Annotated in this window: 11 protein-coding genes; 7 read left to right on the forward strand and 4 right to left on the reverse strand. The window is 75.9% G+C overall.

All coding sequences use genetic code 11. The features are described from left to right. From AB0F18_RS34665 to AB0F18_RS34675, 3 genes are all read left to right on the forward strand, one after another. A partial coding sequence (locus AB0F18_RS34665) for an MFS transporter (RefSeq protein ID WP_362068008.1) occupies positions 1-752 on the forward strand: 752 nt, incomplete at its 5' end. After that, a complete protein-coding gene (locus tag AB0F18_RS34670; RefSeq protein ID WP_362068011.1) occupies positions 749-1,942 on the forward strand; it encodes an anhydro-N-acetylmuramic acid kinase in 1,194 nt (397 codons plus the stop codon). The genes AB0F18_RS34665 and AB0F18_RS34670, both read left to right, overlap by 4 nt. A 283-nt stretch (positions 1,943-2,225) precedes the next feature. Beyond that, positions 2,226-2,477: a hypothetical protein gene (locus tag AB0F18_RS34675; protein ID WP_362068014.1), complete on the forward strand. Its 252-nt coding sequence runs from the start codon at positions 2,226-2,228 to the stop codon at positions 2,475-2,477. 61 nt (positions 2,478-2,538) lie between these two features. On the opposite strand, the gene AB0F18_RS34680 is transcribed toward AB0F18_RS34675, so the two are convergent. The 3 genes from AB0F18_RS34680 to AB0F18_RS34690 all read right to left on the reverse strand — a co-directional run bounded on the left by AB0F18_RS34680 (position 2,539) and on the right by AB0F18_RS34690 (position 5,902). Further along, positions 2,539-3,324, reverse strand: coding sequence for an oxidoreductase (locus AB0F18_RS34680; RefSeq protein WP_362068017.1), 786 nt, complete (start codon positions 3,322-3,324; stop codon positions 2,539-2,541). Between the two features lie 82 nt (positions 3,325-3,406). Further along, positions 3,407-3,985, reverse strand: coding sequence for a TetR/AcrR family transcriptional regulator (locus AB0F18_RS34685; RefSeq protein WP_362068020.1), 579 nt, complete (start codon positions 3,983-3,985; stop codon positions 3,407-3,409). 33 nt (positions 3,986-4,018) lie between these two features. Then, on the reverse strand, positions 4,019-5,902 hold the full coding sequence (locus AB0F18_RS34690; protein WP_362068023.1) for a hypothetical protein: 1,884 nt from the start codon (positions 5,900-5,902) through the stop codon (positions 4,019-4,021). Between the two features lie 321 nt (positions 5,903-6,223). On the opposite strand from AB0F18_RS34690, the gene AB0F18_RS34695 reads away from it, so the two are divergent. The 4 genes from AB0F18_RS34695 to AB0F18_RS34710 all read left to right on the forward strand — a co-directional run bounded on the left by AB0F18_RS34695 (position 6,224) and on the right by AB0F18_RS34710 (position 13,329). Continuing rightward, entirely contained in the window at positions 6,224-7,660 is a 1,437-nt protein-coding gene (locus AB0F18_RS34695) for a multicopper oxidase domain-containing protein (RefSeq protein WP_362068026.1), read from the forward strand. 162 nt (positions 7,661-7,822) lie between these two features. After that, a complete protein-coding gene (locus AB0F18_RS34700; RefSeq protein ID WP_362068028.1) occupies positions 7,823-11,035 on the forward strand; it encodes an amidohydrolase family protein in 3,213 nt (1,070 codons plus the stop codon). Between the two features lie 64 nt (positions 11,036-11,099). Next, entirely contained in the window at positions 11,100-12,617 is a 1,518-nt protein-coding gene (locus AB0F18_RS34705; protein ID WP_362068031.1) for an alpha/beta hydrolase, read from the forward strand. Positions 12,618-12,660: 43 nt separating this feature from the next. Next, the gene (locus AB0F18_RS34710; protein WP_362068034.1) at positions 12,661-13,329 is read left to right on the forward strand and encodes a DUF2278 family protein; all 669 of its coding nucleotides are present in this window, start codon (positions 12,661-12,663) and stop codon (positions 13,327-13,329) included. Between the two features lie 12 nt (positions 13,330-13,341). On the opposite strand, the gene AB0F18_RS34715 is transcribed toward AB0F18_RS34710, so the two are convergent. Next, entirely contained in the window at positions 13,342-14,430 is a 1,089-nt protein-coding gene (locus AB0F18_RS34715; protein ID WP_362068037.1) for a peptidoglycan recognition protein, read from the reverse strand. Positions 14,431-14,614 lie beyond the last annotated feature (184 nt).

Here is a 14,614-nt window from a genome sequence, read left to right on the forward strand (position 1 = left end):
GCCAGGCCGGGCGCGGTCCCTGGCGCGGTGGCCGGCGCCGCACCCGGCACAGGCCCGGCTTCTGGCACGGCGGCTGGCGTGGGTGCCGGCTTCCGCGCGGGGGCGACCTCGGGTCCCGGGACGGGCCCCCGTGGGCGCGTCCCCGGCAGCGGTGGCACGGGTGCCACCGTTCGGCCGTGTTCCTCGGCATCGGGCGGATCACGGGGTGGTCCGCCGCCGGGTACACCTTCCTCGTCGTGCTGCCCTCCTACCTCCAGGCCACCCTCGGCGCCTCCCCGCGCGAGGCCCTGGCCGCCACCGCCCTCGCCAACCTCGGCTTCGCCGCCTCGATCCTGCCCGCCGGGATCCTCAGCGACCGCGTCGGCCGCCGCCCCGTCATGCTCGGCGGGGCCCTCTGCGTCACCCTCCTCGCCCTGCCGCTCCTGCACCTCCTCCAGAACCCCGCCGCCCCCGCCCCCGTCCGGGCCGCCGCGGTCCTCGGCGCGGGCGCCGCCGTCGGCCTGCTCGCCGGCCCGGGGCCCGCCATGCTCGCGGAGATGTTCCCCGCGCACGTCCGCTGCACCGGGCTCGGCGTGGCCTACGCCCTCGCCAACGCGGTGTTCTCCGGCTGCGCCGGCCTGGTGATCACCGCCCTCACCGCCGCCACGGGCGACCCGGACGTCCCCGCCTACTACGCCGCCGGCGCCTGCGCCCTCAGCGCCCTCGCCCTGGCCGGCCTGCGCGGCGACGACCACCGCGGGGCCCTGCGGTGAGGGTCGTCGGCCTGATGTCGGGCACCTCGTACGACGCCGTCGACGCGGCGGCGGCCCGGCTCACCCTGGAGGACGGCGGCGAGACCCTGCGCCTGCTCCCGCTCGGCATGGTCAGCGCCCCCTACGAGGACACCCTGCGGGCCGAGCTCGCGGCCGCCCTGCCGCCCGCGCCCACCGCGCTGGCCGACGTGTGCCGCCTCGACACCCTCATCGGCCGGGCCTTCGCACGGCTCGCCGCCCGCGCCGACCGCGAACTCTGCGGGGGCCGCGCCGAGCTCATCGCCTCGCACGGCCAGACCGTCTACCACTGGAGCACCGGCGGCCGGGTGCACGGCACCCTCCAACTGGGCCGCCCCGCCTGGATCGCCGAGGCCACCGGGCGCCCCGTCGTCTCCGACTTCCGCCCCGCCGACGTCGCGGCCGGCGGCCAGGGCGCCCCCCTCGTCAGCCTGATCGACCTGATGCTGCTGCGCGGCCGCCCCGGGGCCCCCGCCGCCCTGAACATCGGCGGGATCGCCAACGTCACCGCCCTGCCCCCGGCCGGCCCGCCGGTGGCCTTCGACACCGGCCCCGGCAACGCCCTGCTCGACGCGGCCGTACGCGAACTCACCGCCGGGCGGCTCGGATACGACGAGGACGGCGCCCTTGCCACCGCAGGCCGGGTCCACGAACCGCTCCTGCGGCGCCTGCTGGCCGAGCCGTACTACCGGCTGCCCGCCCCCAAGACCACCGGCAAGGAACTCTTCCACCCCGGCCACCTGCACGCCGCCCTCGACGGCCTCGGCCCCCTCGCCCCGCCCGACCTCCTCGCCACCCTGACCCGGCTCACCGCCCGCACCGTCGCCGACGCGCTGCGGCCCCTGCGCCTCACGGAGGTCATCGCCTCCGGCGGCGGCACCCGCAACCCGGCCCTCATGCGCATGCTCCGCGAGGAACTGCCCCCGGACACCGCCCTGCTGGACTCCGACGCACTCGGCCTGCCCGCCGCCGCCAAGGAGGCCTACGCCTTCGCCGTCCTCGGCTTCCTCACCCTGCACGGCCTGCCCGGCAACGCCCCCGAGTGCACCGGCGCCCGAGGACCCCGGGTACTGGGCACCCTCACCCCGGGCCGCCACCCACTGCGACTGCCGCCCACCCCGCCCCGCCCCCCACGACGGCTGACCGTCGGCCCACCCCCAGGGAGCGTGTGAGGGAGTTCGGGGCCGAAGCGGCCCAGGAAGCGGGTCATGGTGATCACAGCCGCGGGCGGGAAGCGGACGGGCCACCCAGCGTGGGGCGTTCACCGGCCCGGCCGGGCGGTCCCGTGATCTGCCGATCGGGTGCCGGGACGGTCGTCCGGGCGGTGCTCCCGCGTACGGCCGGGACCTGAGCGGGACCTGTGGACCATGTGCCCGGGACTCGGGCGTCCGTACGTTGATGGTCCGAGGCCGAACGGGCCCGGAGAAGAGCAGGAACAGGAAGAAGGAACCCATCATGTACGCGAAGATCGCTCGTATCGCACCGGCCGCTCTCGTGGCCGCAGGCGTGATCCTGTCCGGCCCGGTGGCGCTGGCGGCCCCGCAGCACGAGGCGTCCTCGGTCGCCTCGGCGGAGCACCGCTCGTCCGGCAAGAAGGGCCCCTACTCCAGCAAGGGAGCCTGCGAGTCGGCCGGCCGGTCGGGTCATTACAAGAGCTACCACTGCTCCTACGAGCAGTACAAGTGGTGGCTGTACTACACCTCCTGACCGGAGGCCACCCCATGGCGCCGGGGCCCGGGACACCAGTCCCGGGCCCCGGCCCTCGTCGTCAGACCGTCTTGACCATCCCGCCGTCGACGACGTAGTCCGCGCCCGTGACGTTCCCGGCCGCGCCCGAGAGCAGGAACACGATGACCGAGGCCACCTCCCGCGCCTCGGTCATCCGGCCGGTGGTGAGGCCGAAGTCCGCCGGGAGCCGTTCCAGCAGGGCGGCGTGGTCCACGCCGGCGGCCTCGGCCACCTTCCCGCCGAAGTTCTCCGGGTCCTCCCATATGGAGGTGCGGGTCGGCCCGGGGGAGACGGTGTTGACGCGTACGCCCCGGGGCCCGAACTCCTCGGCGAGGGACTTGGTGACCGCGCCCAGCGCCGCCTTGGCCGCGCTGTAGGCCACCGGGCCGGTCGCGGGCAGGCGGGAGCACACCGAGGACACGTTCACGACCGCGCCCCGCCGTTCGGCCAGGCCGGGCAGGACGGCGCGGGTCAGGCGCACCGCGCTCATCAGGTTCAGGTCCAGGTAGCGGGCCCACTGCGCGTCGTCGGTGTCCAGGAAGCCGGTGATCCCGCTCTCCGGGTCCCCGCCGCCCACGTTGTTCACGAGCAGGTCGACACCGCCCAGTCCGGCGTGCGCGGCCTCGGCGAGGGCGGCGACCCCGGCGGCCGTGCTGAGGTCGGCGGCGACGCCGACGGCCCCGGAGGCGGCGAGTTCGGGGGTGACCGTACGGGCGGCGCCGACGACGCGCACCCCCTCCTCCACGAGCGCGCGCACCGTGGCGAGGCCGATGCCCCGGCTGGCTCCGGTGACGACGGCGGTCTTGTCGTGCAGTCCGAGCTTCATGACGTTCCCCAGTTCTTGAGCTACAGGTACAAAACATGGGCATGCCGGAGCCGCCCCTCGCGGGGCGGTCCCACAGCGGGTCCTACAGGGAGTCGACGGTGGCCTCGACCACCAGGGCGAGGCGCTCGGGCCCCTCGGCCACGCGCGCCAGCAGCCGCAGGCCGACGGCCGTGCTCAGCAGCATGCTCCCGACGGCGCGGGCGTCCCGCTCCGGCGGGATCTCCCCGGAGCGCCGGCCCTCCTCGACCAGCGCCCGCAGGGCCTCCTCCGTACGGTCGAACATGCGCCGCACCAGCTCGGCGGCCACCTCGTCGGCCCCCGCGAGCTCCGCGGCGGTGTTGACCGCCATGCAGCCGCGCCGGTCCGGATCGGCGAGGTCCATCTCGACGAGCATCCACAGGGCGGAGCGCAGCCGGTCCTTCACGGGACCGTCCCCGCCGAGCAGTTCGAGCACGGCCAGGGCCTGGCTGTCACGGTAGCGGCGCAGGGCGCGCTCGAACAGGGCGTGCTTGCTGCCGAAGGCGTGGTACAGGCTGCCCTTGCCGATGCCGAGCGCGTCGACCAGGTCCTGCGGGGTGGTGGCGGCGTAACCCTGGCGCCAGAACACCTGCATGGCCTGCTCGACGGCGGCTTCGGGATCGAACTGCTTCGGCCTTCCCATGATCGTGATTGAACATCATTCTGGACTCACGGGTCAAGTACGCGGTCCCGGCGGGGTCGCGGGCCCGTCCCCCTCCTGCCCCGCGAGGGTCAGCAGCACCAGTGCGTCGGTCCAGCCGAGCGGGACGACGGCCTTCGGCAGGCCCTGGGCGTCCACCGTCTCCGGCAGCTCACCGAGCAGGTTCCGCTGGGCCAGCACCCAGTCGAGGACCGCGCCCCCCTTCGCGCGCTCGCCCGAGGCCGTCCAGGCCAGCGCGAAGAACGAGGTGCTCGCCGTCCAGGTGACGTTCCCCCACCGGGTGTCGGGGTCACTGCCCGGCACCAGCCCGCCGTTGGGCCGCCGCAGGGCCCGGTAGGTGTCGTCCAGGGCCCGGGACAGGCCCTGCGGCGCTGTGTTGAACGGGGGCGCCAAGAACGCCGCCGCACTGTCGCGCCCGTGCAGCCCGTCCACGGTGCGCCCGTAGCCATGCGGCGCGAACCGCCGCGCGATGCCCGCCTTCAGCCGGCCGGCGGCCCGCGCCCAGCGCCCGGCGTCCTCGTCCCGCCCGAGCCGTGAGGCGAGGTCGGCGGCGGCGTTCAGCCCGGACAGCAGCGGAGCCGCGGTGCCGATGTTCGCGGTCGAGGTGGGCAGTTCCCAGTAGTCCGGCGAAGCGGGCGGCAGCCCCTCCGCGTCCAGCGAACCGGCGGTGAAGTCGGCCGCCTTCGCGATCGCCGGGTACAGCGCGCGCAGCCGCTCCGTCCGGTTCGCCTCGGGCGCGGTCCGGTACCACTGCCAGGCGGCCCAGGGCACCCAGCCGTTGGCGTCCAGCTGCCACTGCCGGTCGTCGGGCGGCCCCGAGCCGTCGAGGCGGGTACGGGCCTCCCAGGTGCCGTCCGCCCGCTGGGTCGCGGCGTTGTACCGCAGGATCCGGTACGCCTCCTCGTCGTGGCCCGTGTGCGCGAACGCGGCCGCCGCGAAGGCCGAGTCCCGCGGCCAGGAGTAGTCCCAGAACGGGTACCAGGCCGCGGCGAAAGCCCCGTTGGGCCGCAGCAGCGCCCGCATCGACAGCAGCGCCCGCTCGGCGGCCTCGCGCCGGGCCCCCGAACCGCCCGGGACCTTCCCCGAGGCCAGCCAGCGCCGGGACTCGGCGATCTGCGCGAGGGCCCCGGGGTCCTGCGCCGCGACGACCCGGGACTTCGCCGCGCCCGCCGGCAGGTAGCGCCACCGCCCCGACGGGAGCACCAGGACGTTGCCGCCCTCCACGTAACGGGCGCCGACGGCGAAGGACGGATCGACCGCCTCCACCGCCCCGCCCCCGTTGGCGAGCAGCCCCGCCGTACGGGCGGGCTTGAGGGAGGCCGGGGCGTAACAGGCCTCCGCCTCCCCGCAGCGCTCGGAGCCGGACGGGTTCACGTAGAACGCGAACCGCCCCCCGCCCTCCTGCCAGCCGCCTCCGGCCTCGTCGTACAGGGCGCCCGCCGGGGTCCCGGCCCCCTCACCACGCGTGCCGTACCAGACGACCTGCTTGTTCTCGGCCGTCGTGGCCTGCGCGAACAGCCAGTAGCGGCCGCCGGGCCGGACCGGCGCCGTCAGCGGGACCTCGACCCACCCCGCGCCCGCCCCGCCCAGCGCGGCCAGGTCGACGGCGGCGTCCGCGACCGCGGACCCGGCGTCGTCCCGGTCGGCACGGACCTCTACGCGCACCTTCCCGGTCGCCGCGGCGCTGCTCAGGTAGAGGCTCACCCGGTCCAGCCGGCCGGCCGCGGCGACGAACTCCTGGGCCGCCGCGTTGTCGGAGCCCCTGATCCCGGCCAGGGCCGCGTCGTGCCCCGCCTGCCGGTCGGGGTACGGGGCCCCGGCCGCGGCGGCCGCCCCGTCCGCCGCGTGCAGCAGCGTCGTGAGCAGGGCGGTGGCCACCAGCACGGACCGTGTGCGCATCACGCATTGCCTCCACTGTGAACCGTCAAGAAGCCTTGCAGAGCCGCATGAACGGCGCTATTCATCCAATATCCCCGGCCAGGGCGCCACGTTGGCCCCGCTCGGGCACATCGCGCGCGAGACACCCCGCAGAGTCCCCCGTTCGGCGCAAGCCCTTCACCGGCCCTCCACAGCCGCACCAGCGGCACACCACCGGGCTCGCGGAGGCTCTCCTCGTCAACCGCGCACCCGCGCGCGCCAGGACCGACCCGGCCCACGAGGCGCCGGGCCAGTACCCACGGGGGAACAGTGATCACTCGACGGACCGCACTCAAGGCAGGCGTGGCGGCCACCAGCATCGTCGGTACCGGCGGCATGCTGCTGCCCGTCGTGAACGCGACCGCGAAGGAGCCCGCCAAGGCCGCCGCGGCCGAGCTCGACGCCGCCGGCATAGCCAAGTTCACACAGAAGATGCCGTTGGCCCCGGTCCTCGCGCCCTACCTCAACACCGGCAGCACCAGCTACTACCGCATGACCCTCAAGGAGACCACGAAGGAGATCGTGCCGGGCCTGCGCACCCCGCTGCGCACCTTCAACGGCTCCTTCCCCGGCCCCGTCATCAAGGCCGAGTCCGGCCGCCGGGTCGTCGTCAAGCAGACGAACAACCTCGCCGTCCCCACCTCGATCCACCTCCACGGCGCCCACGTCCCGCAGGACAGCGACGGCTCCCCGATGGACCTGATCCCCTCCGGCGGCGGCACCAAGACGTACACGTACCCCAACACCCAGCCGCACGCGAACCTGTGGTTCCACGACCACGCCCACCACATGGAGTCGGAGAACGTCTTCCGCGGGATGACGGGCACCTACATCCTCACCGACGACACCGAGCGCCGCCTGGGCCTGCCCGCCGGCCAGTACGACGTCCCCGTCTCGCTGCGCGACGCCCGCTTCCTGGAGAACGGCGAGCTCGTCTACGCGATGGGCGACTTCATGAAGCGCCACGTGATCCTCGCCAACGGCAAGGCCTGGCCGTACTTCGAGGTCGCGTCCCGCAAGTACCGCTTCCGCCTCACCAACACCTCCAACCAGCGCTTCTTCGACCTCCACCTCGCCGACGACTCCGAGCTCGTCCAGATCGGCACCGACGGCGGCCTGCTGCCCGCCCCGCACCGCACGAACGTCGTCTCGATCAGCCCCGGCGAGCGCGCCGACGTGGTCATCGACTTCTCCCGCTACCCGGTCGGCACGGTCATCGAGCTCCGCAACAAGGACGTCGCCCCGTTCGAGTCGGCCGACGTGGTCGGCCAGGTGCTCCAGTTCCGGGTCACCCGCACCGCGGCGGACCACAGCGTGGTCCCGGACCGGCTGCGCACCCTGCCCGAGCTGGGCACGGCCACCGTCAACCGCGAGTTCGACATGCGGATGGACGAGGCCCCCGGCGGCAGCGCGTACATCAACGGCAAGACGTACGACATGGACCGCATCGACACCGAGATCGCCTACGGCGCCACCGAGATCTGGACCGTGCGCAACTCCAACAAGGTCGCCCCGCACAACTTCCACATGCACCTGGTCCAGTTCCGGGTGCTGGAGCGCAACGGCCAGCCGGTCACCTCCGGCCCCGAGACCGGCCTCAAGGACACCGTCCCGCTCAAGCCGGGCGAGACCGTCAAGCTCCAGGCCACCTTCACCGGCTACCGCGGCACCTACGTGTACCACTGCCACCTGTTCGACCACGGCGCCATGGGCATGATGGCCAACATGCGCATCTCCTGACGCCCCCTGGCGCCGCCCCGGCACCGCCTCGTACCCTCACCCCGGCGGAACAGGCCCGCCGGGGTGAGCCCGCGTCCGCGGCCGTTGCCGCGGCGGAGCCCGCTCGTTCGGCTCTGCGACGGGACCGGCGAGCGGGCCCGGGGACGGGTGGTCGGGATGCGGATGGCGCGCAGGACGGCTCTTCAGGCCGCTTCGGCCGGGGCGCTCGCGGCGCTCCTGGGACAGCCCCCGGCCGCGGCGGCGCCCCCGGCCCCCGGCCGGAGCCCCTCGGCGCCGCCGGCCCCCGTCCGGCTCCGGTTCACCCGTACGACCAACGGCGCCGCCACCGCCACCCCCGCCGGGGACCGCGTCGTCGCCGAGGTCCAGGGCGTCCTCTGGTCCCTGCCGCCCGACGGCTCCCCGGCGACCCGGCTCACCCCGCCCGACCTGGAACCCGGCCGCCCCGTGCTCTCCCCGGACGGCGGCCGCGTCGCCATGAGCGCCTACCGGGGCGGGAACTTCCACATCTGGGTGATGCGCGCCGACGGCTCCGGCCTGCGCCGGCTCACCGACGGCCCCTTCGACCACCGCGCCCCCGCCTGGTCACCCGACGGCCGCACCCTCGCCTTCTGCTCCGAACGCGGCGGCGACCCCGTGGCGGGCAGCCCGTACCGGATCTGGACCGTGGCCCTGGGCGACGGCGGCCTGCGCCGCCTCACCGGCGTCCCCGGCCAGGACGGCCCCGGGCAGGACGGCGCCTGGGAGGACTTCGACCCGGTGTTCACGCCCGACGGCTCCCGCGTGCTGTTCGTCCGCGCCACCCTCACCGGCGCCACCCCCACCGGTGAAGGCAGCCTCATCGCCCGCACCCTCGCCTCCGCCGCCGCCGACGCCACCGGGCCCGTACGCACCGAACACACCGCCGCCGAGGGGAGCCTGCTGGCCCCCGCCCTCTCCCCGGCCGGACGCACCGCCTGGCTCTGCGCCACCCCCGGCCCCCGCAAGGCCGAGCACCTCACCCTCTACGCCGACGGCCGCCCCGTCCCCCTCGACGGCGACCTCGCCCCCGCGCCCCCGCGCTGGCTCGGCGACGACCGGCTCCTGGTCACCCTCGACGGCCGGTTCCGGACCGTCCGCCCCCACCTGGACCGCACCGGCGAGGAGATCCCCCTCGACGCCACCCTCCACGTGACCCGCCCCCGCTACCGGGTCAAGGAGTACACCCTGGAGGCCGAACGGCCCCTGCCCGTCCGCGGGATCCACCTGCCCGCCCTCTCGCCCGACGGCCGCCGCGTGGCCTTCGCCGCGCTCGGCGCCCTCTGGGTCGCGGACGTCACCGGGGGAGCACCGCGCCGGATCCTCCGGTCCGGCGCCACCACCTACCCGCAGAACCCGGTGTGGAGCCCGGACGGGCGGGCGCTGCTCTACACCGACGACCGCGACGGGCTGAACACCGTACGCCGCCGGGAACTCGCCGACGGCCGGGAGAGCGTCCTGTCCCCGGCCGGCCGCGTCTACGGCTCCCTCTCCCCGGACGGCACCCGCCTCGCCGCCCTCGACCTCGCCGGCCGCCTGATCGTCCGTGACCTCGCCACCGGCGAGGAGACCCCCCTCGTCACCGCCCTCGGCGGCGGCGGACTGCCCAGCCCGCCCAGCTGGTCGCCCGACGGCCGCCACCTCGCCCTCTGCGACCGCAACCGGCTCAGCCGCCGCTTCCGCGAGGGCTACAACCTCATCCGGATCGTCGACACCGCCACCGGCACCGCCCGCCTCCACGCCCTCGCCCCGCACGCCTCGCTCTCCGACCGCTACGCCTCCGGCCCCGTCTGGTCCCCCGACGGCCGCTTCCTCGCCTGCGTCGGCGAATCGGCCCTGTGGCTGCTGCCCGTCACCCCCGACGGCACCCCCACCGGCCCGGCCCGCCGCCTCACCGACGAGAGCGCCGACCACCCCTCCTGGTCCGGCGACTCCCGCACCCTGCTCTACCAGTCCGGCGCCCGGCTGCGCCTGCTGGCCCTCGACGCCGACGGCAGCCCGGCCGGGGCGGCCCGCACGGTGCCCGTCAGCCTGACGTACCGCCGCCCCGCGCCCGTGGACACCGTCGTCCACGCCGGCCTGCTGTGGGACGCCACCGGCACCCCGCCCCGCGCCGACGTCGACGTCCTCGTCAGCGGCGGCCGCGTCACCGCCGTCGAACCCCACCGGCCGGGCCGCCGCACCACCCGCTTCGTCGACGCCTCCCGGTGCACCGTCCTGCCCGGCCTGTGGGACTCCCACGTCCACCCGTACCCCTACACCTACGGCGCCCGCCAGGGCGTCCTGCACCTCGCCTACGGGGTCACCACCGCCGTCTCCCTGGGCGGCTCCGCCTACGAACAGGCCCGCCTGCGCGAGGACGTCCGGGCCGGCCGGCTCGCCGCGCCCCGGCTGCTGGCCGGCGGGGAACTCCTCGACGGATCCCGCGTCGCCTACAGCATGGGACGCGCCCACCGCACCCCGGAGGGCTTCACCCGCTCCCTCGCCCGCGCCGCCGCCCTGGACTGGGACTTCGTCAAGACGTACGTCCGCGCCCCCTACGCCGCCATGGAGGAGGCCGCCCGCTTCGCCCGCGAACGCCTCGGCGTCCGGTCCGGATCCCACCTGTGCGCCCCCGGCATCCAGTCCGGCCAGGACCTGACCACCCATCTGATCGCCACCGAACGCGCCGAGCACGGCCACGGCGCCACCCCCGGCGGGCACACCGAAGAGGACACCGTGGAGGTCTACACGCACGGCGCCTTCGACCTGATCGCCACCCCCTTCACCGCCCTGCCCCTCATCGGAGCCGACCCCTCCCTCGCCGCCGACGCCCGGGTCACCGCCCTGATGCCGCCCTGGGACGTGTCCGCCGTCCAGGCAGCGGCCGCCCAGCCGCCGGGTGCCGAACAACTCGCCGCCCTGGAACGGGAGGTCGCCGTCTACCGGACCGTCCTGACCGGCGGAGGCCGCGTCGCCCTGGGCACCGACGCCCCGCTCACCCCGGTCGGCCTCCACCTCCACCTCGCGCTGCGCGCCCTCCACCGGTACGGCCTGTCCCCGGCCGAAGCCCTCACCGCCGCCACCCGCACCCCGGCCCGCGTCTTCGGCGCCGACGACCGCCTCGGCACGGTCGAACCCGGCAAGTACGCCGACCTCACCCTCGTCGACGGCGACCCCTTCACCGACTTCGCCGACCTGGTCCGCGTCCGCGCGGTCCTGCGCGCCGGCACCCTCTACGAACGCACCGCCCTCGAAGCGGCCTTCCCCGCACCCCCCGCCCCCGTGTCCGCCGCCCCCGCCCCGGCCGCCTGGCACCCGGTCCTGCACCAGATGCGGCGCGACTCCTGCTGCAACACCCCACCGCTCCACGGGGGTTAACCCCACCCGGCGGTCACCGGGCCGCCGGATGGGGCCCCGGCCGCGGCTCGACGAGGCTTGCGCCATGACGACTCACCGGACCAAGGCCCTCCTGCTCGCCCTCACCACCACCGCCCTGACGGCGGCCGCCGTGCCCTCCGCCTCCGCGGCCCCGGCGGCGGCCGACGGTCCCCGCACCTCCGTGCCCCGCCTCGACTGGCACCCCTGCGCCAAGCCCGGCGGCCCCGCCACGCAGGAGTGCGCCGACCTCCCCGTCCCCCTCGACCACGCCGACCCGGCCGGACCGCAGATCAGCGTGGCCGTCTCCCGCATCCGCAGCGACCGCCCCGAGGCCCGCCGCGGCACCCTCCTCGTCATCCCCGGCGGTCCCGGCGGCTCCGGCGTACAGCGCCTGACGCAGAAGGGCGCCGCCCTCCAGAAGCAGCTCACCGGGGCCTACGACCTGGTCGCCCTCGACCCCCGCGGCGTCGGCGGCAGCACCACCGCGAGCTGCGGCACCGCCCCCGAGGACCGCTACCTCACCACCCTGCGCTCCTGGCCCGGCCCGGACGGCGACGTCACCGGCAACCTCGCCCGCTCCCAGCGCGTCGCCGAGGCCTGCGCCGCGAACGGAGGCCCCGTCCTGCGCAGCTTCACCACCGCCAACCAGGTCCGCGACACGGACCTCCTGCGCAGGGCGCTCGGGGAGCGCAAACTCTCCGCCTGGGGGGTCTCGTACGGCACCTACGTGGGTGCCGTGTACGCCCAGACCTACCCCGGGCGCACCGACCGCTGGGTCCTCGACAGCAGCGGCGACCCCGACCCGGAGCGCGTCGGCCGGGGCTGGCTCGCCAACATGGCACCGGGCGCCGACGACCGCTTCCCCGACTTCGCCGCCTGGGCCGCCCACCCCGACCGGGACCGCGACGGACTGCGCCTGGCCGAGCGCCCCGAGCAGGTCGAGCCCCTCGTGCTCTCCCTCGCCGCCTCCCTCGACCGCACCCCCCGCCCGTCCACCACCCCGGGCGTGCCGCTGACCGGCAACGGCCTGCGCCAGGCCCTGCAGAACGCCCTGTACAGCGACTCCGCCTTCCCCGGCATCGCCCGGCTCCTCGTCACCCTGCGGGACCCGGCGGCCACCCCCGCCCTCCCGCCGGAGCTCGCCCAGCCGTTGCGCGACCAGGACGCCTCGCAGCTCATGGCGGTCATCTGCAACGACGTCGCCTGGCCCCGGCCGTCCGCCGCGGACCAGCAGCGCGCCGTCGACGAGGACCGGGCCCGCCACCCCCTGACGGCCGGCATGCCCGTCAACGTCACCCCCTGCTCCTTCTGGAAGAACCCGGACGCCGAGCGGCCCACCCGGATCACCGACCGCGGCCCGTCGAACATCCTCATGATCCAGAGCCGCCGCGACCCGGCCACGCCCCACTTCGCGAGCCTGAAGATGCGCGCGGCCCTGGGCGAGCGGGCGGTCATGGTCACGGTCGAACAGGGCGGCCACGGCATGTACCTCGGCAACGGCAACGCCTGCGGCGACCGCGCCGTCACCCGCTTCCTGACCACCGGCGAACGCCCCGCCCACGACACCGGCTGCCCGAACTGAGCCGCTGCCGGCCCCGGCTCCGGGCCGGTGCTTGACTGGCAGCATGCCGCTCGACTCCTACGGCGTGCTCTCGGGGACGCTGCACCGCCACTTCCGCGACCGGCCCGACACCATGGGGCGCTGGTTCCACGTCAACCTGGAGGTCGACGCGCCCGCCGGCCGGTACCGGTGCGCCGTCGACGTGGACAGCAAGCAGTCCGCCACCGGCGTGCGGTGGAAGGTGTTCACCCTGGCCGCCTCGATCCTCGACCCGGTGCCGGCCATGGGTCCCGGCTACCACGAGCTGTCGATGTACTCGGGCTCGGGCGCCCTCGACTACCTGCGGCACCCGGCCCTCGTCGACCGCCCGGGCTGCCTGTTCGCCCGGCGGCCGCCCGCCTGGCTCCAGGGCCTCCTGAACCGGCTGCACCCGCCGCGCCCGTGGGTCTCGGGCTCCAACCTCGACGCCGCCCGGGCCCTGGAGCCCCTCCTGGTGCCCGGACGGCAGATCCTGGTCTTCGGGGGGCCCTTCGACCAGGGGCTGGGCATGCACGACGTCCACCAGAACCAGGGGGACCCGTACGGCAGCCAGTGGTGGCCGGACAACGGCGTCTGGCAGGACGGGGCCACCCTGACCCGGCGGCCGGACGGCCGGTACGACGTCTTCCTGAACAAGTTCACCAGCCAGGCGGACCGCACCGACGCGAACGGCCATCCGGTGCAGGCGCCCTGAGCCCCCGCCGGGTCAGGCCAACTCGTCCGCGGCGGCGGGGAGGAGCTCGCCGAGGGGGTCCGCGGCCAGGGTGCGGAGGGTGGGGAGCTGGGCGTAGAGGGCCGTTCCGGGGCACTCGGTGGCGAAGACGTCGCGGTGGCCGGAGATGCGCTCCACGGTCACCCGCTCGCCGCGCCGGAAGCGGCCGTTGTCCAGGGAGGAGGTGAGGGTCACCGTGCCGGCGGGGTCGTACCCGTACCGGCGCAGGGCCCAGGCCGCGAGCCGGGCGACGGCCCTGGTCGCGGCGGGCGGGGCCTCCTCGTCCGTGTAGCGGCCGATCACGGCGACGCCCAGGGTGTCGGTGTTGAAGCCGAGGGTGTGCGCGCCGATGACGGGCCGGCCGGAGCCGCCCGCGCGGCCCTCGAAGACGGTGCCGCACTTGTCGACCACGTAGTTGTAGCCCAGGTCCTTCCAGCCGTTGGCCCGCTGGTGGAGGGCCTGGAGCCCGCGCACGATCGCGGGGGAGTCGACGCAGTCGTAGGCGTTGGTCTGCGCGGTGTGGTGGACGAACACGGCCTTGACCTCGCGGCCGTACTCCACCGGGGCGCGGCCGTCCTCCGTCGCGCCCCAGGCGGCGCGGGTGACGACCCGGGGCCGGCGCGCGGCCGCGCCCGGCGTCTCGTACGCCGCCGTCACCGCCCCGGCCCCCGTTGCGGCTTCCGGCCCGGCCCCGGGCGGGGCCACCGGGTCCGGGCCGGGGTCGGCGAGGTCCAGGCGCAGCCCGGGTGCCAGGTCCGCGCCCGCGCGGGCGGCCCGTACCTCCACCCCGGCGGAGGGTCCGGCCCACCACGGTTCGCCGGCCTCCAGCGCCGTCCACGCCGACCAGGCGCCGGAGGAGCGGGCCCGCGTGCGGACGCGGTACCCGCCCGGGGCCGGGGGGCGGCCGGCGGGTGCGGCGACCGCCAGCATGCTGAAGTCCGCCGTCCGCGCGGCGGTGAGGGCGGGGGCGGCGCCGTCCGCGGTGAGGCTGAAGGCCCGGGCGGCGGCCGGGGGAGGGGCGGTGACGGGCTGGTCCCCCGTGGCGGCCGTGGCGGTGAGCGCACAGGCCACAGTGACGGTCACGGTCACGGTGGCGGGCGTGCGCCGGGATCGGCGGGTTCGCACTCGGCGCTTCTCCCTCGTCGACACAATGCGCCGGGGCGGGGGCGGGTGGCCCGGCCGCCCCACGCCCCATCGCGGTCCCGGTTAATGAAAAAAGGGGGGGGCGGGGGGGGTGGGGGGGTGGGCGCGGGGGTTTGGGCCGGGA

The organism is Streptomyces sp. NPDC029216 (assembly GCF_040648015.1).
Taxonomy (GTDB): Bacteria; Actinomycetota; Actinomycetes; order Streptomycetales; family Streptomycetaceae; genus Streptomyces.